The sequence below is a fragment of the Lunatimonas salinarum genome, from assembly GCF_017811155.1.
GTDB lineage: Bacteria > Bacteroidota > Bacteroidia > Cytophagales > Cyclobacteriaceae > Lunatimonas > Lunatimonas salinarum.
This window is the reverse complement of sequence record NZ_JACVCV010000024.1, coordinates 16,502-39,392: the sequence shown is the minus strand read 5'-3', so window position 1 is coordinate 39,392 and position 22,891 is coordinate 16,502. Positions and strand designations below refer to the sequence as shown.

The 22,891-nt window shown below is 47.2% G+C and carries 20 protein-coding genes; 11 read left to right on the top strand and 9 right to left on the bottom strand.

Going from position 1 to position 22,891, the window contains the following annotated elements:
- Positions 1 to 79 precede the first annotated feature (79 nt).
- A complete protein-coding gene (locus IAQ59_RS20110) occupies positions 80 to 691 on the bottom strand; it encodes a DUF2911 domain-containing protein (protein WP_209332651.1) in 612 nt (203 codons plus the stop codon).
- Positions 692 to 832: 141 nt separating this feature from the next.
- On the opposite strand from IAQ59_RS20110, the gene IAQ59_RS20105 reads away from it, so the two are divergent.
- Positions 833 to 1,009 carry a hypothetical protein gene (locus tag IAQ59_RS20105; RefSeq protein ID WP_209332650.1) on the top strand — a complete coding sequence of 59 codons (177 nt, stop codon included), beginning with the start codon at positions 833 to 835 and terminating at the stop codon, positions 1,007 to 1,009.
- A 9-nt stretch (positions 1,010 to 1,018) separates the two neighbouring features.
- On the opposite strand, the gene chrA is transcribed toward IAQ59_RS20105, so the two are convergent.
- Positions 1,019 to 2,218, bottom strand: a complete 1,200-nt coding sequence (gene chrA, locus IAQ59_RS20100) for a chromate efflux transporter (protein ID WP_209332649.1) — start codon at positions 2,216 to 2,218, stop codon at positions 1,019 to 1,021.
- 37 nt (positions 2,219 to 2,255) lie between these two features.
- Positions 2,256 to 3,236, bottom strand: coding sequence for an isopenicillin N synthase family dioxygenase (locus IAQ59_RS20095; RefSeq protein ID WP_209332648.1), 981 nt, complete (start codon positions 3,234 to 3,236; stop codon positions 2,256 to 2,258).
- 81 nt (positions 3,237 to 3,317) lie between these two features.
- Between IAQ59_RS20095 and IAQ59_RS20090 the strand changes: the two genes are divergently transcribed.
- Complete coding sequence (locus tag IAQ59_RS20090; RefSeq protein ID WP_209332647.1) at positions 3,318 to 4,067, top strand: hypothetical protein; 750 nt, start codon at positions 3,318 to 3,320, stop codon at positions 4,065 to 4,067.
- A 5-nt stretch (positions 4,068 to 4,072) separates the two neighbouring features.
- Here the strand turns inward: IAQ59_RS20090 and recO are convergent, their stop codons facing one another.
- From recO to IAQ59_RS20075, 3 genes are read right to left on the bottom strand one after another with little or no spacing between them, the layout of a single operon-like run.
- Positions 4,073 to 4,756, bottom strand: coding sequence for a DNA repair protein RecO (recO, locus tag IAQ59_RS20085; protein ID WP_209332646.1), 684 nt, complete (start codon positions 4,754 to 4,756; stop codon positions 4,073 to 4,075).
- Positions 4,756 to 6,921 (bottom strand): type IX secretion system anionic LPS delivery protein PorZ, encoded by a 2,166-nt coding sequence (gene porZ / locus IAQ59_RS20080; protein WP_209332645.1) that lies wholly within the window; start codon positions 6,919 to 6,921, stop codon positions 4,756 to 4,758. The genes recO and porZ overlap by 1 nt, the downstream gene beginning before the upstream one ends.
- Entirely contained in the window at positions 6,881 to 7,462 is a 582-nt protein-coding gene (locus IAQ59_RS20075; protein ID WP_209332644.1) for a thymidine kinase, read from the bottom strand. The genes porZ and IAQ59_RS20075 overlap by 41 nt, the downstream gene beginning before the upstream one ends.
- Before the next feature lie 149 nt (positions 7,463 to 7,611).
- Between IAQ59_RS20075 and IAQ59_RS20070 the strand changes: the two genes are divergently transcribed.
- The 8 genes from IAQ59_RS20070 (at position 7,612) to IAQ59_RS20035 (ending at position 16,303) form a co-directional block, all read left to right on the top strand.
- Positions 7,612 to 8,664 (top strand): hypothetical protein, encoded by a 1,053-nt coding sequence (locus IAQ59_RS20070; protein WP_209332643.1) that lies wholly within the window; start codon positions 7,612 to 7,614, stop codon positions 8,662 to 8,664.
- A 4-nt stretch (positions 8,665 to 8,668) separates the two neighbouring features.
- A complete protein-coding gene (locus tag IAQ59_RS20065) occupies positions 8,669 to 9,355 on the top strand; it encodes an AKAP7-like phosphoesterase domain-containing protein (protein ID WP_209332642.1) in 687 nt (228 codons plus the stop codon).
- A 362-nt stretch (positions 9,356 to 9,717) separates the two neighbouring features.
- Positions 9,718 to 10,215 (top strand): rhodanese-like domain-containing protein, encoded by a 498-nt coding sequence (locus IAQ59_RS20060; protein ID WP_209332641.1) that lies wholly within the window; start codon positions 9,718 to 9,720, stop codon positions 10,213 to 10,215.
- A gap of 37 nt (positions 10,216 to 10,252) precedes the next feature.
- Entirely contained in the window at positions 10,253 to 11,011 is a 759-nt protein-coding gene (locus IAQ59_RS20055) for a DUF547 domain-containing protein (RefSeq protein WP_209332640.1), read from the top strand.
- The gene (locus IAQ59_RS20050) at positions 11,004 to 12,371 is read left to right on the top strand and encodes an NAD(P)/FAD-dependent oxidoreductase (RefSeq protein WP_209332639.1); all 1,368 of its coding nucleotides are present in this window, start codon (positions 11,004 to 11,006) and stop codon (positions 12,369 to 12,371) included. The genes IAQ59_RS20055 and IAQ59_RS20050 overlap by 8 nt, the downstream gene beginning before the upstream one ends.
- A 2-nt stretch (positions 12,372 to 12,373) precedes the next feature.
- On the top strand, positions 12,374 to 13,918 hold the full coding sequence (locus IAQ59_RS20045; RefSeq protein ID WP_209332638.1) for a 4Fe-4S binding protein: 1,545 nt from the start codon (positions 12,374 to 12,376) through the stop codon (positions 13,916 to 13,918).
- On the top strand, positions 13,918 to 15,420 hold the full coding sequence (locus tag IAQ59_RS20040; protein ID WP_209332637.1) for a glycosyltransferase: 1,503 nt from the start codon (positions 13,918 to 13,920) through the stop codon (positions 15,418 to 15,420). The genes IAQ59_RS20045 and IAQ59_RS20040 overlap by 1 nt, the downstream gene beginning before the upstream one ends.
- A gap of 100 nt (positions 15,421 to 15,520) precedes the next feature.
- Positions 15,521 to 16,303 (top strand): DUF6503 family protein, encoded by a 783-nt coding sequence (locus tag IAQ59_RS20035; protein WP_245189734.1) that lies wholly within the window; start codon positions 15,521 to 15,523, stop codon positions 16,301 to 16,303.
- Between the two features lie 135 nt (positions 16,304 to 16,438).
- On the opposite strand, the gene IAQ59_RS20030 is transcribed toward IAQ59_RS20035, so the two are convergent.
- Positions 16,439 to 18,265: a TonB-dependent receptor plug domain-containing protein gene (locus IAQ59_RS20030; RefSeq protein ID WP_209332636.1), complete on the bottom strand. Its 1,827-nt coding sequence runs from the start codon at positions 18,263 to 18,265 to the stop codon at positions 16,439 to 16,441.
- Between the two features lie 240 nt (positions 18,266 to 18,505).
- Here IAQ59_RS20030 and IAQ59_RS20025 point away from each other — a divergent pair, with 240 nt between their 5' ends.
- Positions 18,506 to 20,461 carry a M1 family metallopeptidase gene (locus IAQ59_RS20025; protein ID WP_209332635.1) on the top strand — a complete coding sequence of 652 codons (1,956 nt, stop codon included), beginning with the start codon at positions 18,506 to 18,508 and terminating at the stop codon, positions 20,459 to 20,461.
- Between the two features lie 76 nt (positions 20,462 to 20,537).
- Here IAQ59_RS20025 and IAQ59_RS20020 read toward each other — a convergent pair whose 3' ends face one another.
- Entirely contained in the window at positions 20,538 to 20,984 is a 447-nt protein-coding gene (locus IAQ59_RS20020; protein ID WP_209332634.1) for a VOC family protein, read from the bottom strand.
- 132 nt (positions 20,985 to 21,116) lie between these two features.
- Complete coding sequence (locus tag IAQ59_RS20015; protein WP_209332633.1) at positions 21,117 to 22,745, bottom strand: S41 family peptidase; 1,629 nt, start codon at positions 22,743 to 22,745, stop codon at positions 21,117 to 21,119.
- Positions 22,746 to 22,891: the final 146 nt, after the last annotated feature.

The following is a 22,891-nucleotide window of genomic DNA, read 5'->3' as shown; positions in this document are numbered from 1 at the left end:
AACAAAAAAATCCCGATGGTTTGTAGCCGTCGGGATTTTTTTTTGAAGAATGATTGATCTTGGGAGCCTTAATACTGAATTAAGGAACCAAGATGCCTTTGAATCCGTCCATTTTTTGGATGACTTGCGTGTCTACCATGAAAGAAAGCCGCACTTTTTCCCATGCCAAGGTAATTTTGGCCACATTATTATCTTCAGCTGAAATGGTATAGATCAGTCTTTCCTGATTTTCCGAGCTGCGAATAGGGGTTGCTTTCACCGATACAATATCGTCCTTGGCTACTGCCTCTTCATTGATTTTGTTGTCTACCATATAGGCATAGATTGCGTTGCCCTTTCCATTGATGTGGATGGTCCAGTCTCCTGATGCCTGTGGTGTAATGAAGATAGTGTACTTGCCAGCTGGAATATTTTTTCCTGCTATATTCACGGCCGTACTAAATTCGATGGACGTGGGAGCGTTGGCGCCCGCCCTCCAGGTCTCGCCATATTTTTGTAGGCCACCAAAGATTGTCCTGCCCTTGACAGCTGGAGAAGAGTAGTCCATGCTTATTTTGGTAAATCCCACATTTTGGGATACGTGCGCGGCGGGACTTGCGGCAGGTACCTCCAATTGTGCTACAGCAAGCTGGGGTGCGGCGCCCAGAAATAATAAGAATAAGCCAAGAAGAATCAAACTTTGTTTTTTCATGTTTTTTTGGTTTTTATTTGTTAGGCCTGAAATTACAAAATGGTTTTGGATTTTCCTTCTCGCATGGCAGGTTGAATTCCAACAAGGCTAGGTTGATTTGTTACATTGAAGTTATATTTGCGGAGTTCAAGAACCAAGAAGATGTTACAGATCAAACAAATACGCGTTGTCGTGGCGGTGGCGGGGCTTGTCGCCGCTTTGGTATACCTTTCTTACTTATTCGGTTGGATAATGGTGCCGGGGGTTTCGTGGATTTCCGGGATGGTGATTATCGCAAGCTACCTTTTGGGGGTTTATTTACAGCGAAAAGATGCCTAGGTATTTGCATCATTGGAATGCCCAATGGTAAAGGATGCCAGCGGCCACGCCGATGACGATAATGAGTGGAGAGGGTACTTTACTGAATTGAAGCAGGGAATATGTTCCGATAATGGCAATGATATTAAAAAGGCTATTTTCTAAAGGCTCAAAAAGCAGGTAGGCAGCAGCCATTAACATGCCGCAGCTGACGGCGTTGATTCCCTCAAGCGCTGCACGCACCGGGCGGTATTTTTTAAGGGCATCCCAAAATCGTATCACAAAAAAGATTAGAAACGTTCCGGGGAGAAAGATGCCTGCAGCAGCGATCAATCCTCCCATTACAAATCCCATTAGTCCCCACTCCCTCATGGATAGCGCACCAATATACGAACTGATGCTGAAGGTGGGGCCGGGAATGGTTTGGGAGATGGCATAGCCTGTCAGGAATTCCTCTGAACTGAGGTATTGCTTGAACTCCACAAACTCCGTGAATAGGTATGGGACCAATACTTGGCCTCCACCGAATATCAGGCTTCCGTTACGGTAGAAGTTTTCGAAAAGCCGAACCGGTAAAAACCGGGTATAATGCCCCATTATCGCTGCAATCACCAGTACGCCTCCCCAAAGAAGGAAGTTGCTCCATTGAATCTGAATCTTGGAGTCTTCCTCTATGACAGGCTGCCTTTTGTAGTTATGGGTAGTGATGAGGCCTCCGATAAGTAGCATGACAGGAAATATAAATGGTGAGTTGTAAAAGAACGCTACGAACGCAGCAATCATCATCAAAATGGCAGCTTCTACCGTGTGTATCATTTTTCGGATGGTTACCTGGGCGGCATATATGATGTACCCTATGGCCATAGGCTGGATAAATTTGGCAAAGCTCAGCGACCCGGGAGTGTTTTCCTGTAGGTGTTCGATTAAAAAGGCCGTGGCGGTCATCAAGATTGTTGCCGGAAGTACCCAAACGGTCAAAGAAAGGTAAGCTAAGGCTGGCCCGCCAATACGGTACCCTATCGCCGATATGGTCTGCGTCGAAGTGGGACCCGGTAGAACCTGACAAAGTGCATTCAGTTCCAACAGATCTTTTTCTGTAATATACCTCCTTCGTTTTACCATGGTGTCGATCAGCATGGCCAAAAAGACCTGAGGGCCACCGAACGCCGTAATAGAGAGTACCAATACATCCTTTAAAAAGATATAATATCGGACCCTCTTTATTTCCATATCACGATTGTTTGCAGAGATTGTCGGTCAACGTTGCCTATTTTTTCAATCCCAGTTCTCGGAGTCTTTCCTCCAGAAATTGTCCGGCCGTTATGTCAGAAAAGGCTTTGGGGTTTTGTGCATCCACACACCCCTGTAAGCAGGTAAGATCCATCTCTGAGCGTGGATGCATAAAGAATGGAATAGAATACCGGCTAGTGTTCATTTTTTCCTTTGGAGGATTTACCACCCGGTGTATAGTGGACTTAAGCTTTTTGTTGGTTAATCGTTCCAGCATATCGCCCACATTCACTACTAGCTGTTCAGGAAGCGCGGTGATGGGGATCCACACACCGTCTCGTCGTAGAACTTCCAGTCCATCCGCACTGGCTCCCATCAGAAGCGTGATTAAGTTGATGTCCCCGTGTTCGGCCGCTCTTACGGCATCCTCCGGCACCTCCTCGGGGTTGGTAATTGGGAAATAATGAATGCACCGCAAAATGGAATTACCAAAGCGTACTTTCTCCTCAAAATAGTCTTCAGGTAACGCAAGATGGAGCGCTATTGCCCTAAGCATCGTTTTTCCTGCCTCTTCTATTGCCTGAAACACCTCTATGGCAGTCTGCTCAAATTCAGGGATTTCTAAAGGCCATACGTTGGGAGGATACTCCTTTTTTATTGGATCCTCCTCAGGGATCGCACTCAGGTTCTGTCCGACGTGATAGAATTCCTTTAGATCACCCGTGTTCCGTCCCTTGGCGTGCTCCTTTCCTTTGCCAGTATAGCCCCGTTGGTAGCCTATCTCCGGGTGTTCATAGGCTGCCTTTTTGGTGTCATCCAACGCAAAAAACCGCTGAATAACTTGGTATAGCTTATGCTGTAATGTGTCGCTCAAACCGTGATTTTTGATGGCTACAAAGCCAATGTTTTGGTAGGCATCTCCTAAGTTTTTAACAAATTCGGACTTCTTTGCCCCGTCTCCTGAAGTGAAGTCTGCTAAATCCAATGAGGGGACTTCCTGATATAAAATTTCACGCATAGGGTTTTACTATTTGTCCTGCAAGGTAAATTTTTTTACCCTAATTTTAAATACCTTTGCGCCATTATACCGATGAATACAATGGATCGAATACTGTTTCTTTGTCTCTTACTGCTTATGTTCGGCCTGGCTTCCTGCTCCGGTAGGGTATCTGAAGAACAGGCTGGCGAAGAGATACTCGTTGAACAAGAGGCAATTCAAATGGATCCGATCGTAGCAGTGCCTATGCCTAACGCCTCCGATCCGGACGCCATGCTGGAGATGTACCGCCCTCTAGGTAATGAAAAGTTCAGCGAAGGAAAGGTCGGATTTGAATTTAACATCAAAAATCACCCCTTTGGTGTAAAGCGACCGATTATGATGAGTATTAACGGTTCAAATCCAGAGGCGGTAACGCATGCCGTTTTTTCAAAAAGTCTGAGCAAGGGAACCTATCGCGCAGCGGCCTACCTTACCGACGAAAGCGGATTGATGCTGAAAGATTTTGGTAATTATGTGGATAGGGATTTTATGGTGGGAGATTCTCGTGCATTTCCCGCCGCAGATGAGCCATACCTCCTGGTCAACCTGCCGCATGACGGAGCTGCTCTCAAACTTGGAGATCCCCTGATCGTTGATTTTTTAGTTGTCTGGGGAGATATGGTGGCAGACGGGCTGGAAGTGAAGGTTTCGTTGGACGGGTTTGAATATCAAGCGAATACTCAAGAAGTACTACAGCTCAATAATATTCCCAAGGGAGATCACGTGGTGCGGTTGCATCTGCTTAGAAAGGACGGAAAAGAGCTGATGAATGCATTTTCTTCCATATCCAAGCGGATCATCGTGGAGTAAGCACGCTACATCAGGCTTCTAAGTACCGGCAGAGATTTGACCTCTCCGAAGTTTTCTAAATGAATCTGGTAAAACACCAAAAGATCATCCATCATCTCCCGTTTCAATGAACTTGGAAAGGTTTTGTTTCCGTTCAACCCTTGGGTGATCAGCATGGTAAGTAGTTCGCTTTTAGTGTGATGGTTGCTTCCTGCCCGATTTATGGGGAGTTGTTCGTAAAATTGCTGTGCATTTTCCGGTTCGAATCCCAAATAGCTTGTTAGTTGCACCAAATAGGCCAAAGGGAAAATACCAAGGTTGGCTTGTTCACTGTCTAGCTCACGGATAAGCTTATGCAGAAAGTCAAATAAGGCATTGTTTTGATAGTGTTCTGTAATGCATTTGTTTAACGTTTCTACCATAAAAAGAGCGATTCCCGTGCGACGAAAATCAAATGGCAAGAGGACGAAGGTATGGTCTAGGCGTGCTTCTGAGATCCGGTGGATATTGCGGTATTCTTTGTCATACACAACTAAGTCCAATAAGGTCAAGGGTTGGTACAAGGCCATTTTCGATTTAGCCTTGGTACTTCTCACACTGTTTACTATGTACGACTTAAGGCCGATTTCCCGGGTGAAGACCTGTACGATGATGGAGGAATCTCGGTATTTCAAATACCCTATGACTATGCCTTTGGTTTTTTTTAGCATTACATGATCAGAAACTTACCCGCTAATCGTTCTTTGCCTGACTCATCCACTACATAGACGAGATAGACCCCCGCACTGATCCGGGTTCCGTCACTGAGGCGTAGGTTCCAAGTAACCTTACCCCCAGCGGCTTGCATGGATGCGACCATCCGTCCCGAGCTATGGGAGATTTTTAAGGTGGCAAAGTCGGTCAAGCCCTCTATGCTTAACAAACCCCCAAAGCTGGCATGCACAGGGTTTGGATAGATTTTTAACGATTCCAAGCGCTCGGATGCCTGCATGGCCCCCGATCGAAAGGAAACAGCCCCGCGGTCAGTTCCAATAAAGAGCTCACCCGAAAGTTGGTTTAGTGCCATCGAATAGATTCCAGAAGACGGTAAGAGGCTGTTTTCTGGTGTAAAATGGTGTAGTAGCTCGGTGAAATTTTCTGAAAAATGCCACAATCCTTGGTTTGTAGTACCCGCCCAAATGCTTCTATCGGGAGCCACAATGAGTTGGCTGATTGATGTGTTGGCCAAAACCTGACGGTTCTGGAAAATGGGAAGCACTGCATTTAATCCTGTATTTTGGTCAATAGATGCAGCGTTGAAAATGTACCCAAGTCCTTGGGTAGTGGCCACCCATAAATTGTCTTCCTGATCCAAAAAGATGTCCTGTACTGTATTGGCGGGAAGTCCGCCTTGGTTCAGCGTGTTTCCCAGGGTTCGGTCCAAGCCATTTTCTTTATTTACCACCCGAAGGTTTCTGCCCGTAGTACTGTGTTCCAGAATCCAAAGGTTTTCACTTCGGTCTATCAATAGTTTTTTGGGCGCATCTATGCCGGGAATTTGCTGGGTAATCGTTTGCCCGCTGGGATCCAATATGGTTAGGTTCGACTGAGGGCCTTTCACTAGTGCGTAAAGGCTTCCCCTACGACTGGAAGCCAATGCTTCGATGGGGCGATTCTGAGGGAGCAGCGGATGGGTAATTTGGGTCAGTTCACCCGAAGACCATTGAAATAGGCCTTTGAGCGTTCCGAGGTATAGCGTTTCTCTTGCGTTTGACACACTTGTCAGGATTTCCTCCGTCTCGATGGCATGCCAGCGTCCTTCGATAAATGCATCCAAGACATCGGAAGATGGCTCATAGGCTATCATTTCTCGTCCCGATGAGTAAAAGATGGGCTGATTTGTACGGATGCCGTTTGGCGATAAGGTTCTTCCTTCGGGCATTTTTAACAGGCCTTTTCCGGGGGTGGCCAAAAATAATGCGTTGTCAAAAAGCAAAAAATCTGTGAATGTATCATCTGTACGGAATTCGGTGGGCTGTATTCCGGTTGCTAGGTTCAGTTTGTAAAACAGGTTGTCCATGTGAAAAACGAGGCCTTTTTCGGTAACCTTGACTCCTGTAATATCGGAGGCGCCCACTACCCATTCGGCTATTTGGCCGGTAAGTTGATAAAGCTGTCGGTCTGCACCTACCAAAAAAAGTACGCCATCGCTAACGTGTAGTTCTCGAATAACGGACAAACCGGGAAGGGATACGGATTGCCATTGATTGAAATCGTTTAGGTTTGTACGCTGGTCTCCGTAGTATAGGCCGTTTTCTGTCAGTAAATATATGCCTGTATCTATCACTGCGATATCCAAGACAGGCAGTGAGGAGCCTATGTTTAAGAAGGCCCGTTGGATAAAAGCCTCTTTTATGGAAAGAGATGCTACCCCAAAATCACCGGCAATCCAAACGGTATCCCCGGTGATGAATAACTGGTTTACCTGCTTACGAAGGATTAAAGGGTTGTTTTTTAGGTCGTTGATCCGCTGAATGCGTGTTTCTGCGATGAGTTCCAACGTGCCGTCTGCGTAAGCTACCACGAGTGTTTTGGATTGGGGTTCATAGGCCATTCGGCTGAAGGATTGTGCGTGTAGGCCATCTGCTTTTCCGAGTGGGGTTGGTACTGGCGTAGCATCTGAGAAGAAGAATAGGCTGCTTTCAGCTAGGGCAAAGACCGTACCGGCGGCGCCAGCTAGTTGGCTGATCTGGGTGTAATTTCCGTGCGATCTCCAACTGCCCACGGCAATGTTTTCTTGGCACCATGCTGGTGAAAGGCCCAATAAGGCCGATAGGCAGGCGATCACCACCCTGTTACATGTCCTCAAAAAAGCATTTCCTGCACCTTGCCTCATAATTTTGTTTTTCACCGAGTACCACCTTTTCTTTATCTTTGGTCAGCCGATAACTGAACGCTGCCAATCCACCGCATTTCATGCAAATGGCGTGGACTTTTGTGACAAATTCCGCTACCGCCATGAGTTGGGGCATGGGGCCAAAGGGCTTTCCTTCAAAGTCCATATCGAGGCCTGCCAAGATGACGCGTTTTCCAGCCTTGGCCAATTTTACCGCTACGGGGACTATCTGAGAATCAAAAAACTGCACCTCATCAATGCCCACAACGTCACAGTCGCCTGCAAGAAGCATGATGTCATCGGCAAAGTGTACCGGAGTAGATCGTATGGCATTGGCATTGTGCGAAACCACATCTACGGCATGATACCGATTGTCGATCACAGGCTTGAAAATCTCCACACGTTGCTTTGCAATCAATGCCCTGTTTAGCCTACGAATAAGTTCCTCTGTTTTGCCCGAAAACATCGAACCGCAAATGACCTCTATTTGACCTTTGCGTTCTGGATGATTGGGCTTTCCTGGTGAGGGTTCTATAAACATGGGTTCGGCATTATCCCCTTAAACAGTTTTTACTGGTTTTTGTGTCATTTATTTCAATAACTTTACCTGAATTATCCACGCGAACCGTTGTTAAAATGATGCTGTAAAGGCATGCGTAATATCTGATAAAATATTGAACTACCATGGGCATGGCACATTCACTAGATCAAAGTTACTTAAAAGAATATTCACGGCAATTTACCGAGCGGATTTGTTCCAGTTTTTTTGCGACTTCAGAGTTTATATCCGGTATGGATATTGTCAGGCTGACACCCTGCAACCAACTCAATCTGATGGTCATTAAATCATTGTTTGTGGCATGGCAGTCCGAGCTAGAGAAGATGAAGAGGAACCCGTTTTTCGACTATCAGGACGAGGCCGTAGAAGATTCGCTTCGAGTTTTTATGAATACTCTTTCACAAGCTATACGCGTTTCTAGGTCACATTTTGAGCCGTTGCTAAGGCAAGCGGTGGAGGATACGGTCATATTGGCGGTAGATCCTAAAGCATTTTTAGAGATTGAACTTGCCTACAGCGCAGGTATGAAGCTAGAGACTTATTTTAAGGAAAACAGGAAGTACATCAAATGGCATACAGAGCTTTGGTCTGCACTCGTGGCAGCTACCGAACGTTTTAGCCTACCTGAAAGCCTATCGATGGCGTTTGACGATATTTTGCCAAAGTACGAGTCGGATTTAGCTGATCCGGTCGATCTGCTCAAACCATTGCAGGAAGAAATGCCACTAGACATGGATGCGCTGATGGGTTTAATGGCTGAACCGGAAACCGGATATAAACCATTACCTGCATTAGAGGTCAAAAACGAAAATAAAGGTACAATGGATACTGCGTATGAGGATGAGCGTCCCGCTATTGGGTCAGCAGAATCCGATCGCATAGATCCGGCGCTTGCATGGGCTCTTTTTGAACAGGAATCTTACGGGCTAGTCAAGGGAACGGTAAGCAGTCTGAATCAAGATATTGGAATAAATCAACGATTTATGTTCACCCGAAAATTATTTTCCGGAAACCCTGAGATGCTAAACCAGGCCCTCTCGGAGTTGGACGCAGCAGATAGCTTTTATGAGGCTATAGAGTTGTTAAACCGGGATTATGTATCGCAACTTGGATGGGACCTTGAATCAGAGGAGCTGACAGAGCTGCTTTTTTTGGTGTTCCGGAAGTTTGAAGCCAAAAACTAAAGTGATGGATCTGCGTGCACACTACGATTTGCTGGACTTAGAGGCAAGAGAAGCAGTCGGTCGTGTAGGTTTTGGTTTTGATGCACAGATCGATGACCCGGATGATGATCGGAGGGGTTTGACACTTCTTTTGAGGCCGAATGAGAACATGGCCAGGTCCTTCGACCGCTTTACCACGGCTATTGAGGAGGTGTTGCCTGGTCATTATTCCTACAATCGGTCGGACTTTCATGTCACAGTCATGCCGATTGTTTCCTGCTACTCCGGGTTTTCTCTGGATAGATTAACGGTGGAGGCATACCTTCAGCTTATCAAAGGTGCCACAGGAGCAGTAGGGGTTATTCCCATTCGGTTTATTGGCGTATTTATGTCGCAGAGCTGCCTGATGATTCGGGGTTATCCCCAAAACGACGAGCTGGAAAAATTGCGAAATAACCTGAGGGAAACGTTTGGTACCAGTAACCTGGAACAGTCTTTGGACAAGCGCTATAAGCTAGTAACTGCACACAGTACGGTGGTCCGATTTAAGCAGTCGGTGAAGCCTCCCCCTGCTTTTTGGGAGGTGATGCGGTATTTTGAAGCGTTTGATTTTGGTGTTCAGGTGTTTGAAGAGTTGGAGTTTGTGTTTAACGATTGGTATCAGCGGGCGGATTTAGTCCAACTATTAGCCGCATATAGGCTTAGAGAATAGATTGTCCAAAGACCGGGAATAATTATAACTTAAAAAGAGTCATGCGGGGATCCGTGAATCTTTCCTTCATGACTTTCCAACGCGAGTAAAGGCTTGTGGTGTCCGGAACTATTGGTGTTGGACGCGATGTCTTTGTGTAACGTTCAATCTGTCAGCATATCCAAAATAAGAATGGGCATGTGAAGGCTCTGTTCAGTACTTGCTTTGCATGAGATTCCGTAAAAAGCATCCAATCGGTGAGGAGAAAATTGGAAGAATAAACTATCCGTTCAAGTAAGTTGTTCCAACAATTAGCTAGCGCTGGTTGGTGTGGTATATAGCAACTGGCTCCTAGTAAAAAGAATCAGGTTAGTTTCTTTCCAATGATAAAGACCTTAAGTGTTGTACTTTTCTTCTCAGCTATGTGGATGTTGTCTGCACAGGTGAACGGACAAAGCCTGGCTTACCGTACGCTGTTGAAAGCGTACTATGATACCGATTTTCCAATTGTGTATCCCGAAAATGAGGAACTGCTGCAAAAGGCGGTACTGCTGGACACGCGGGAAAGGTCGGAGTATGAAGTCAGCCACCTACAGGATGCCAAGTGGGTGGGGTACGAATCCTTTGAGATTACGGCATTGGGAAACACGCCAAAAGATACACCCCTCGTAGTCTATTGCTCTATCGGAGCCAGGAGTCAAGATATCGGCAAACGTTTGAAACAGGCGGGCTTTCAAGAAGTATATAACCTGTATGGGGGGATTTTTCATTGGGTAAACGAGGGGTTGCCGGTCTATGACAAAATAGGGCCTACGCGAAAGGTACATGCCTACAGCCGTTCCTGGGGAATTTGGGTAAAGAATGCGCAAAAGGTTTATTAATTGGCCCATATGTCCGGTTAGATTGGTAATTTTGGTTATGGTGAAATTATTCCTTTCAATATGGCTTTTGTGGCTTCCCCCCGCCTGTGGCAGTTCGTCACTGGGACAGCAAGGTACCAGTCCCCCCAGTCATGCGCTATTTGATAAACTACTTCAGAAGCATGTCAGTGAAGCCGGTAGCGTGGACTATGCCGGATTCAGGGCAGATAGAGCCCAATTGGAAGAGTACCTAGCCTTGCTTAGCGAGCAGGCCCCAGATCGGCAGACTTGGTCGGAGGCCGAACAACTAGCGTATTGGATCAATGCGTACAATGCGTTCACCGTTAAGCTGATTATCGACCATTACCCTGTCAAAAGTATACGGGATATTGGGCCAAAACTGAGCATTCCGCTCGTCCAAACCGTATGGCATTTGGAGTTTTTTGAGATTGGCGGTCAGAAGGCCTCGTTGGATGAAATTGAGCATGCGATTTTGCGCAAGGAATTCGAGGAGCCGCGCATCCATTTTGCCATCAATTGTGCCTCTATATCCTGTCCGGCTTTGGCCAGAGAGGCGTATACCGCAGATCGGCTGGAAGAGCAGTTGGAGCAGGCAGCCCGGCGGTTCATCAATGATCCTACGCGGAACCGAATCCAATCGCGGAGGGTGGAGATTTCAGAGATTTTCTCTTGGTTCAAGGGAGATTTTACCAAGTCCGGCAGCCTGATTGACTTTTTAAACCGTTATGCCGACGTAAAGATCCACTCTGACGCCCGCATTGGATACTTACCCTATGACTGGAATTTAAATGAGTGAAAGAAACAAGCATATCGTCATCTTGGGAAACGGCATCTCGGGAGTTACCTGCGCCCGATATATCCGCAAATATAACGGGCAGGTTTCCATCACCGTTGTGTCGGGTGAGTCGGTCTATTTCTATTCCCGGACGGCCTTGATGTATGTGTATATGGGACACATGAAGTGGGAGCATACCAAGCCGTACGAGGATTGGTTCTGGGAGAAAAACCGGATCAATCTGTCTAAAGCTTGGGTGTCGCAGGTGGCATTTGACACTAAAGAGCTGGTGCTCGAAGAGGGCAGCCGCATGCCATATGATGTGTTGGTCCTGGCGACAGGTTCAAAACCCGCAGCCTATGGATGGGAGGGGCAGGATCTTCCCGGTGTGCAGGGCCTGTACTCACTTCAGGACCTAGCCTTATTGGAACAAAATACCCGCTCGGCCAAACATGCAGTGATCGTAGGAGGGGGATTAATTGGTGTGGAACTGGCAGAGATGCTGCGTTCTAGGGCTATTCCAGTCACGATGCTGGTGCGGGAGCCCCATTTTTGGGGCAATGTGCTTCCAAGAGAAGAGGGCGAGTTGATTGGGAGCCATATTAAACAACATGGAGTTGATCTACGCCTAAATACGGAGCTGGAGCAAGTAATTCCAGGCGAAGGAGGTAGGGTCTCAAGCATAAAGACGAAAGCCGGAGAAATCATCCCCTGTGACTTTGTCGGACTCACAGTCGGTGTCGAGCCAAATATTCAGTTTCTACGAACAGACGCTGGTGATGGAGGCGCCTTAGAGATGGGACGTGGTATTTTGGTGAACGCTTATTTCGAAACGAGTATTCCCGATGTGTACGCGGTGGGGGATTGTGCGGAATTCCGAGAAGCGCCAAGCCCTGAGAGGAAGAAAATTGAACAGGTCTGGTACACCGGTAGGATGCACGGAGAAACCCTCGGGACTAACCTGGGTAAATCCCAACGACGGCCCTACCAGCCGGGGCATTGGTTTAATTCGGCCAAGTTTTTCGATCTGGAATACCAGGTGTATGGATCAGTTCCCAACGGACAGGAAGAGGGGTTGGAAACGTTTTATTGGCAACATGAAAAAGATCCGGTAGCCATGCGCATGATTTACCGTGCCGGTACTCGGGTGTTGGTGGGCATCCATGCCATAGGCTGGCGCCTAGATCATGTATTCTTTGACGATGCCATCAGCAAAGGATGGACCGCGGAGCAAGTTCTGGAGAGCTTGGAGGAGGCTAGTTTTAATTCGGAATTTTACCGCCATAGTTGCGAGTCGGTACGCAAGGCATTTACAAAACAAACCGGTTTGACGGTTTCAAGAAGCAGAAGATCATGGGTTCAATGGGTGTTTGGGAACTAAGTATGAAAATGATTCAACGGGCCGGACTGGCAGTCTTTATACTGGCGCTGTCGTTATTTACGGTGCTCCCTTTTGTAGGCTCTTACCGGCTGAGTCCCGATTTGGTGGATCAGTATGTGAAGGAAGCGCATCGGGAAATACTGGGGGGGATTTTAGCACCCCTATACGGGCAAGAGTATACCTCTAATGTAGCTTTTGTTCGTGCGTTTAACGAGCATTTTGATACTTATAACGACGAACTCAAGGCTGCTGAGCGTTGGGATGAAGTGATTTGGGATGACTATGCCTTTACCCTGACCAAGGCCGCGGCAGAGGGTCCGGTCTCTCAGCGTCCTTTATTGTATTTTTTCCTGACGTTGGTGTTGGGAGCCGTGGGAGCACTGCTATATATACTTCCCATGTATCGCCGCCAACCCGCAGGCATTAAGCACGATGGGATTTATTTCTCTTCCATGAAGTCCCGCGGCTTGCTTGGCATCATTACCGGATCTTGGTTGATAGCATTTTACGTGATATTGTATTGGTTTCCGGAGTATCTTACTAACCTTGTCCTTATGGTCGATCCCTTAAGTATGGCCCTATCGGGTAATCCCGCGAGTCAGTGGTTTTTATATGGGGTTGTCTACACCCTGGCGATTTTGGTGATGGGTGTCCGGATGTTTAGAAAGTACAAAGGGAACCGGTACCAGCTCATTCGTACCGCATCGGTAATGTTCTTTCAGCTTTCTTTTGCCTTCCTTATTCCGGAAATTCTCGTTTGGTTCAACAAGCCTTGGCATGATTTTAAAAATATCTGGCCGCTGGATTACACCTTCTTTTTCGATTACCGTTTAGATGGGATGATGGCGTCCGGTACCTTGGGGCTGTTTATGCTGTTTTGGGGTGTTTTGCTGATCATTGTCGGGGTACCTGTTATCACTTACTTCTACGGCAAGCGCTGGTATTGTTCGTGGGTTTGTGGCTGTGGAGGCCTTGCTGAAACCTTGGGCGATCCTTATCGGCAACTGTCGGATAAATCTTTGAAAGCTTGGAAAATCGAAAGATACCTGGTGCACGGCGTGTTGGTTTTTGCAGTTTTTATGACGGCGCTGACCCTGATTAATTACGCCATGGAGTTTCAATTGCTTCAGGATGCCACCAATCAGGTGCATGCTGCATACGGGTTTATGATCGGGTCTGCGTTTGCGGGTGTCATTGGTACGGGATTCTATCCGCTGATGGGCAACCGGGTGTGGTGCCGTTTTGGCTGTCCTTTGGCGGCCTATTTGGGGATCGTACAGCGCTTTAAATCCCGGTTCAGGATTACGACCAACGGAGGGCAGTGCATTTCCTGCGGAAATTGTTCGACCTACTGTGAAATGGGTATCGATGTACGCTGGTATGCGCAGCGCGGACAAAATATTGTTCGGGCATCCTGCGTTGGCTGCGGCGTATGTGCATCCGTGTGTCCTCGCGGTGTGCTAAAATTGGAGAACAAATCCGAAAAGGACAGGATCCAGGACAACCCCATAATCATCGGCAACCAATCCATCACTGTCAAATCCTAATGCTGTTTATTTACATCGTCTTAGGGGTTTATTTGATGGCCATGTGCTTTGTGCTGTTTTACAGTTTGACTCAGGCACATCTTGTGTTCTCGTTTCTTCGACGCAGTGCGCATCCTTCCCCTCTGCCAGAGGCATTATCTGAGGAGGAACTGCCGCTGGTGACGGTTCAGCTGCCAATTTACAACGAGCAATACGTTGTCAAGCGACTACTTAGAGCGGTTGCTCATTTGAATTATCCGGCGGAAAAGCTCGAAATACAAATCTTGGACGACAGCACAGATGTGACCTCCGAGATTATTCAGCGACAGATTTCCAAGTATCCCCAAGTGCATTTTGCCTACCTCCATCGGTCTAACCGTGCGGGTTTTAAGGCAGGGGCACTCAAGGCCGGATTGGAAACCGCAACAGGCGAGTACATAGCTGTGTTTGACGCCGATTTTGTTCCAGATCCGGATTTTATCCGTAAAACAATTCCCCATTTCGAAGATCCCGAGGTTGGGATGGTTCAAAGTCGGTGGACGCACCTCAACGAGGATTTTTCCCTGCTCACCCGCCTTCAGGCATTTGCCCTTGATACTCATTTCATCGTGGAGCAGACGGGTAGGAACGCTTTGGGGGCATTTATCAACTTCAATGGGACAGGTGGCATATGGAGAAAGGCTTGTATACTTGATGCCGGTAACTGGGAGTCGGACACCCTGACAGAAGACCTGGATCTTAGTTATCGGGCCCAGCAGCGAAACTGGAAGTTTGTGTATCGATCAGACATCGCATCACCGGCTGAGCTGCCCCCCGTGATGTCGGCCATCAAGTCCCAGCAATTCCGCTGGACCAAAGGTGGTGCAGAATGTGCCGTTAAACACCTCAGGCAGGTTTGGCATGCTGGCTTGCCTCTCCGCGTGCGGTTGCACGCCACGGCACACCTCTTAAATTCCGCCGTCTTCATTGCGATTTTGGTGGGGAGTCTCTGTAGTATTCCTATTTGGTGGGCTTTTTACCAAGATTGGTTACCGGCGTACTATTTTCGTGGGGCAGTGGTGTTCCTTTTGGGATTTGTGGTTATTGCCGCGGTGTACTTGGTAGGGAATCTGTCCCTGAAAAAGTATTCGTGGAAATCCCTTGGGAGATTTCTTTGGGAATTGCCCCTTTTTCTCTCGGTATCCATGGGACTGTCTGTCCACAACGCCCACGCCGTATGGCAGGGTCTTTGGGGCCGAAAAACCGCCTTTGTACGCACGCCCAAATACAATTTGAAGAAAAATCGGAATGCCTGGAGAAAAAACAAGTATCATGAACCCTCCGTTTCGTTAGGAACCTACATGGAGCTCGGTATGGCCTGCTTGTTCACAGTGGTAGTGTTTGTGTCTATCTTCGTACAAACCTATGAAATGTTGCTTTTTCACAGTATGTTAGCAGTCGGATTCTGGGTGGTGAGCTTGGCGTCAATTCCAAATCGTCGATCGCGCCGTGAAGTGGATAAGGAAGAGGTTGCAGGGTTTTAAAGTTGCCGATTTCTGAGAAATGGCAACGTGAACAACCGAAAGTGGTTGCAAATGAAAGCAAGGGTAGGGTTCATTTAACGTAAAAAAACATACAAATCAGATGCATTCAACTACCAAAAAGACTAGTGAAAGGAAGGGCTTCGGTTTATCGGGCTTTGTAGCAGCTGCATGGTTCATCGTGACAGTCATAGCCTGCCAATCCCGTACAGAAGCAGAAAAGCTGGTAGATGCGGCGATTGAGGTCCATGGGGGAAAAGCATTTGAGAAAAGTATCATCTATTTTGACTTTAGGGACCGGGCCTATGAAATTTTTAAATCGCCCAATGCCTTTCGCTACGTAAGAGGGTTTTCGGATTCCACCGGATTTGTACGCGATGTCTTGGACAACACGGGTTTTGTCCGAACGGTGGACGGGCAAGTTGTGCAACTGCCGGAGGAGCGTGTTAGGGCTTTCACCAACTCCGTCAATTCTGTAGCCTATTTTGCCTTTCTACCTTATGGATTAAATGATCCGGCAGTGTACAAAGCCTATTTGGGTGAAACGGAGCTTGACGGAACGGGCTACCACTTGGTGAAGGTTACCTTTTCCGAAGAGGGTGGTGGAGAAGATTTTGACGATGAATTTCTGTATTGGATCAACCGAGATACCCATACAGTGGATTATTTAGCCTACTTGTACCACACCGACGGGGGTGGGGTAAGGTTTCGAAAGGCAACCAAGCGGCACAAGGTTGGTGGATTGATCCTTCAAGATTACGAAAACTATAAACCCAAAGATAAACACACGCCACTCGAGGACTTGGAAATGCTCTATCGAAATGGGGAGTTGGAGTTGCTCTCTGAGATCGAACTGGAAAGCATACGGGTCGAATCCTCCAAATAAGCCGATTGTACGGAATTCTAATCAAGCGTGTCGATACCACGGTATGGAACCTCCCCAACTGTTACATGTAGTTGGGGAGGTTTTGCTTAGGGAAGGCACTTGCGAGGCCAATGTGTCTATGGCAGCCGGGGTGCATTACTTCATCCGGAAATTGATGCCTGCTCTAAACCACCGACCGGGCATTTGGACGGTTCCTGCTTCGATGTATTCGGCGTTTGAGATATTGGAGCATTCGGCAAAATAGCCGACCTTTTTCATCCGATGCACATCTACCCGGGCGTCCAGCAGAAAATAAGGATCGAGCATCATACGCTCCATGTACCTTGCTTTTAAGTTTAGTTCCACCTGTTGTCCATAGGAAGCTCGCACTCCTCCAATGACCTGGTGCCTTAGCGCATTCAATGCATATCGGGTTTCCTGTCCTTCCCGTTCCACTAGGTTGGCATCGATGAAATTGTAGGAGGCTGAAATTTCTTCTATGCGTAGCCCGTTCTCAGCGGGGTAAAACTTGTACATTAAGCCAGCTTCCAGTCCTTGGAAAGTTACCTCATTGAAGTTTTGAGGCTGCCAGGGATCTGCAGCGTCTGCCCGGGCCCATTCGATGAGGTTATTGGTGTGGCGGTTAAAGTAAACGAGTTCTGCCCGTAAGTTTGAGCCACCCAGTTTGATGCCCATCTCGTAGTTGACCGCTTTTTCCGGTTCCAGTGCATCGTTTCCTATGTTGGTTGGTCCCACATAGTACAAATCTGTGTAGGTAGGAATGCGAAAGCTGACACCATAGTTGCCATAGATCCGCATGATTTCGCTTACTTGGTAGCCGATCTCTGCGCCCGGAAAATGACGCCATCCATATTCCGAATAGTAATTCGAGTAGACGCCTGCGCGTATGTCTCCGTTTGTCAGAAAATGGATGCGGTGTTCTGCAAATATCCCCAAAAGGGTGCGTTCACGTCTTCCCAAGTTGTTGCTGTCGATCTTTTCGGTTCGGCCTTCTGCGCCGAATCCGGAAGTACCCGCCGAAGACTCGTACCGCCCATTGATTTCCAAAGCAGTGATGTCGGTGGTATGGATATTTTGAAAGAATGCGGGATCTTCCCGGTAGAGCCTGAATTCGTCTTCGTTGCGTCTCCAATAGGCCCTGGAATTAATCCAAAGGTTGTTTTTCTCATAGGTGTGGCTGATGGCGCCCAAGTAGGTCTGAATGCTTTCCCATTGGTCTGGGAAAGTACTGGAGTAAAACCCATTTGCTCCGAAATCCCGGGAGGTAAATGCCAACATGGTCTTGACCTCGTGCGCATCATTTAGTGCCACGCCACCTTCGTAGAAGATGTTGTTTACTTGGTAGTCTGAATTGTACCAGTGTCCGTTGGATGCATCGTGGGAGACAGCAAGACTTTGCCGGAATTTCCCAACGGGCAAAGCAAGCTGCACGTTTCCGCCCCGCATTCCAAAATCTCCGCCGTACAATCCGGCCTGTATTCCTTTCTCATCTGGCAAGGTGGTAACGATATTGATTGCGCCCGTGTAGGCATTTTGACCATAGATTCGGGAGGCCGGGCCTTTTAGGATATCCACCCGGTCAATGCTGCCCAGCGGAACGGGGATGTTCATCATGTGATGGCCGGTTTGTGGATCTGTCAGTTTGATGCCGTTCACCAGCACTAGGGTCTGTTCAAAGGATCCCCCGCGTATCCCCACGTCCGCTTGTACGCCACTGACGCCACGTTGACGTACGTCTACTCCCGGAGTAAAAGAAAGGACTTCTTGAAGGCTTCTCGCCGGCGCGGTTTCAAGTTCGGGTTTGTGAATGATGGTGATGTTTCGGGAGCTCTTGGCAAAGGGAATTTCCAATCGGTTTTCCTTTATCACCACTTCGTCTAACGCCACCATGGTGCTGTCTTCCTGCGCATACAACTGTCCCAGCTGCACACAGGCAAATGCAAGTAAACAGAATTTTGTCATTAAGGTTAGGTTAAATTCAAAACAAATAACTTTTGATAATTTCAAAAATTCAAGGCTTTCCAAAAAAAATAATGTTTTTTTGGGATGTCTTTGAAATGTATAAGGGATGGCATTTCTTTGCGACCCTTCGTTCCCGCATTTTTCGCCTTATTTTTACCCTGTTTGCCAAGTGCGGTGCAGACGCTGTTTTTTCCTTTACCAAGGACTTCTTAATTTAGCGGAAACTAAATCAAGGAATCTATGAGAAAATTAGTGGCAGCAATGTGGCTGGTGGTCTGCGTACTGACGTGTCATTCGGGGCTGTATGCACAAAGTCCTTCGGAAACCAATCAGGAACTTTTCAATGAATTTACCTACCGACAGGGTTCGATCCACCGAACTGCTTCGGGCAAGCCGGGTCCGGCGTATTGGCAAAATGGGGCAAATTACGTGCTGGAAGCGGAGATTGATGAAAACTCCCATGTCCTCAAAGGGAAGGTCGCTATTACCTACATCAACAACAGTCCTGAGGAGCTACCATTTGTGTGGCTGCACCTAGAGCAAAATCGCTTTACACCTGACTCCCGAGGCACGCTGACAACCCCCATTCAGGGAAACCGATACAATGGCGATATGGATGGAGGCTATACTATTCAGAACGTGACAGCTCAGGTGAGCAAGCGGAACAGCCGTGTATCCAACACCTACCGGATTACAGATACGCGAATGCAGGTGGTTTTGGATGAGCCAATTCCGGCAAAGGGTGGACAAGCGGTTATTTCCATGGATTTTGAGTTCAAAATCCCTCAGAAGGGCATGGATCGGATGGGCCGACTCTCTGTAAAGGACGGCACCATCTATGCCCTAGCGCAGTGGTACCCTAAAGTGGCCGTGTTTGACGACGTGGAGGGATGGAATATAGAACCCTATTTAGGTGCTGGTGAGTTTTATTTAGGCTACGGGGATTTTGAATACAAGGTAACGGTACCGTATGACCATATTGTGGTTGGTTCTGGGGAGCTGTTAAATCCCAAAGAGGTGCTGACCAAGGAGCAACAGGATAGACTGAGTTTGGCGGCGCGTAGCGATACGACGGTATATATTGTCAGGCCAGATGAGCTAAAGAATCCCCAAATTTCCCGTCCTAAGCAGGAAGGTACACTTACCTGGCACTTTAGGATAGAGAATGCCCGTGATGTAGCATTTGCCAGTTCCAAGGCATTTATTTGGGATGCGGCAAAGATAGACCTCCCAAGCGGCAAAAAAGCCATGGCTCAATCAGCCTACCCCATTGAAAGCGATGGGCAGGAGGCATGGGGACGCTCTACAGAATACTCGAAAGCATCCATAGAGCATTACTCTGCTCGCTGGTACGAGTATCCCTATCCAGTTGCGGTAAATGTTGCGGCTGACATCAATGGGATGGAATATCCAGGTCTTAACTTCTGTAGCTACAAAAGCAAAGGGGAATCCCTCTGGGGTGTGACAGATCATGAGTTTGGCCATAACTGGTTTCCCATGATCGTGGGTACGAATGAGCGGCGATATGCATGGATGGATGAGGGGTTTAACACCTTTATCAATCACTACAGCAGCTTGGAATTCAACGATGGTGAATATGGTTCCAACCTCAATCAGACCCGCAGGTACCTCAATTGGTTTTCCAATCCAGCAAGAGAGGGAATAGATACCTATCCCGATGTCGCCAATACGTCAAATTTGGGAATGATCGCTTATATGAAACCCGCAATAGGGTTGTTAATGTTGAGAGAATACATTCTCGAGCCAGAAAGATTTGATTATGCCTTTAAGGCTTACATGGAGGCCTGGGCATACAAACACCCACAGCCAAATGATTTTTTTAATTTGATGGAAAATGTGGCAGGTGAGAACTTGAGTTGGTTTTGGAAGAGCTGGTTCTATGGAACAGATAACATTGACCTGGCGGTTGAAAATGTAGTGTCTTATGGTGGAAACTTTGTGGTGATGCTGGCCAATAAAGGCGGCGTACCTATGCCGGTTTGGATGGAAATCACCTATTCGGATGATTCCACTGAGCGGGTGAAGTTACCGGTCGAAATATGGCAGCGGGGCGATGAGTGGAACTACCTGCACCGTACAGACAAACAGGTCACCAAAGTGGTATTGGATCCGGATAAGATACTTCCGGATATCAACCTTGGAAATGATAGTTGGCCTAACCGAATCTACGAATAAGCCAGTATGCCTGTATTAAAAACCCCAGCCGCACAGTAGTGGCCGGGGTTTTTTAATGCTTTGTAGCTTATCGTACTCAATATTCATCATTGATCTCCAACCAGTATCCACTGGGATCCTGAATGTAGATCTGACGGATGCCGTCTGGCCGGATATTTATGGTCGATGGGTTGCCGCGGGCATCTTCATAGGGGATTTTTTTCTCCACCAATTGCGCAATGAAACCATCCAAATCTGCAACACTGAAGCACAGATGGTTGTCTTTCACAATGCTTGGATTGGTCCAGGGATGTTCTCTGGCAATCACATGCAGGGAGGTGCCCAGACCCATGTCATACCAAATATGTAGCCCGTCCTTAAAGGGCTCTTCAATTTCTTTTAACCCGACGATATTTTCATAAAACGCTCCGCTGGCTTTGATGTCCTTAGCGTAAATGGCTACGTGGTTAATTCTGGTTTGTCCGTTCACAGTCATGATGGATGCAAGCAATAATAAGGTAAAACAGGTGAATGAATGGTTCATTTTTGGCTGATTTTGGGTTTGCCGGAATAGGTTTTCCATGTCGAATATAGCAAAAAAAAACCGGGATCAACCACAAAAAAAGGTCGGAACCGAACTGTTCCGACCTTTGCTAGGGTTCATGATGTGCCTTGATCAATTTATTGAGGCTAGGTCTGAAGCTTCTTCAAAGAGATTTAAGCCCTGTTGATACACTTCGTTGATGTCATTTATCACTTGGTAAAAAGCGTTTTCATCGAAGAGATTTCGTCCCATATGGGCTTTAATGAGTGTTTTAAGGTAGGGTTTCGATTTGTTAAAGTCTTTTTCAACAAATTTAACCTTGTTTTTTTCGCCTACCTTGATCAACTCGTTGAGCATGGCATCAGAGACTTCGTATTTGTGATAATAGTCGTCAAATGTCATGTTAGCATAAATTTTCTTGTTTTTGTCTAGGTAATCCAAAATAAATTCTCTCCAAGCTTCCGAGTTAAACAACCGGTTCACATAGGGGCTGGACATGGTAGTATCCATGGGTACAAAGTAATCGGGCATGATGCCTCCTCCTCCATACACCGTACGCCCTTTTACGGTTTCGTATTTCAGGCTGTCATTGAAGGAAATGGAATCCGCAGTGAAGAATTCTCCGTGTTCCAATCTTCGGAAGTAATCCATGCCGTAGTCATCTTCGTCTTCGCCGTAGGGCTTCTGAATGGATCGGCCGGATGGGGTGTAGTATCGGGCAATCGTCAGCCGGAGTTCTGCTCCGTCGGACAAGTCTATCGGCATTTGTACCAGCCCCTTGCCAAAGGATCTGCGACCCACTATCAGTCCACGGTCGTTGTCCTGAATCGCACCTGCCACGATCTCGGAGGCCGAAGCACTGCCTTCGTTGATTAAGATGACAATGGAGCCATCCTCAAACGCACCTGGCCTAAGCGCTCGCGCTTTTTGATTATATCGCTTCAATTTACCCTCTTGGGATACGATAACCGCTTCATTGCTCAGCAGTTCATCGGCTATATTGATGGCCGCACCCATATAGCCTCCAGGATTGCCCTGTAGATCAAGCATCAGTTTGGTCATCCCTTGGGCCTTGAGATCTATCAGGGCATTTCGGAATTCTTCGTGGGTGTTTGCTGCAAATCGGGTGATTTTGATATAACCCACCTCCTCGTCAATCATGTAGGAAGCATTCACAGAATACTGTGGGATCTTGTCCCTGGTGATGGAAAAATCCAACAGGTCTTGATTGTTTTTTCGCTTAATTCCAATATCCACCACGCTGCCTTTAGGCCCTCTCAGCAGGTCAAAAACATCCCGGGTGGTGACACCGATGCCAGCTACGGTTTTTCCATCCACGGTTACTATCTGATCCCCGGGCAACAGTCCGAGTTTTTCGGAGGGACCACCCGTGAGTGGGGATACCACATAGATGGTGTCTCGAAGGATTCCAAACTCAATACCTATTCCGTCAAATTCACCTTCCAGTTGGGATTTGGCCAATTTCGCGTCCTTGGCAGTGATATAGCTCGAATGCGGATCCAATTTATTGAGCATTTTTTCAATGCCGTACTCCACCAGTTCGTTGGTGTTTACGCTGTCCACGTAGTCACGGTTTATGTAGGTGATGATTTCTTGGAGTTTGTATATGGCAGACTTCAGATCATTCCTGTCATTTTTGGGTTCGGCGAAAGTGGCCCCAAACCATATTCCCGCGGCTACACCGATGGAAAGCAGAATGGGAAGCCGTATTTGCGCTTTCGTGTTTCTTACTTCGCTCACGTTACTTACTAAGTTAGGATTTTTAATAGGATATCACTGCGACTCATAAATTACGTAGAAATTATCCATTTATACAATTAAACCGATATTAAAGGTGTTTCGTTTAGTCTAACGCAACAAATTAAATTTCGATCCTAGATTACGCC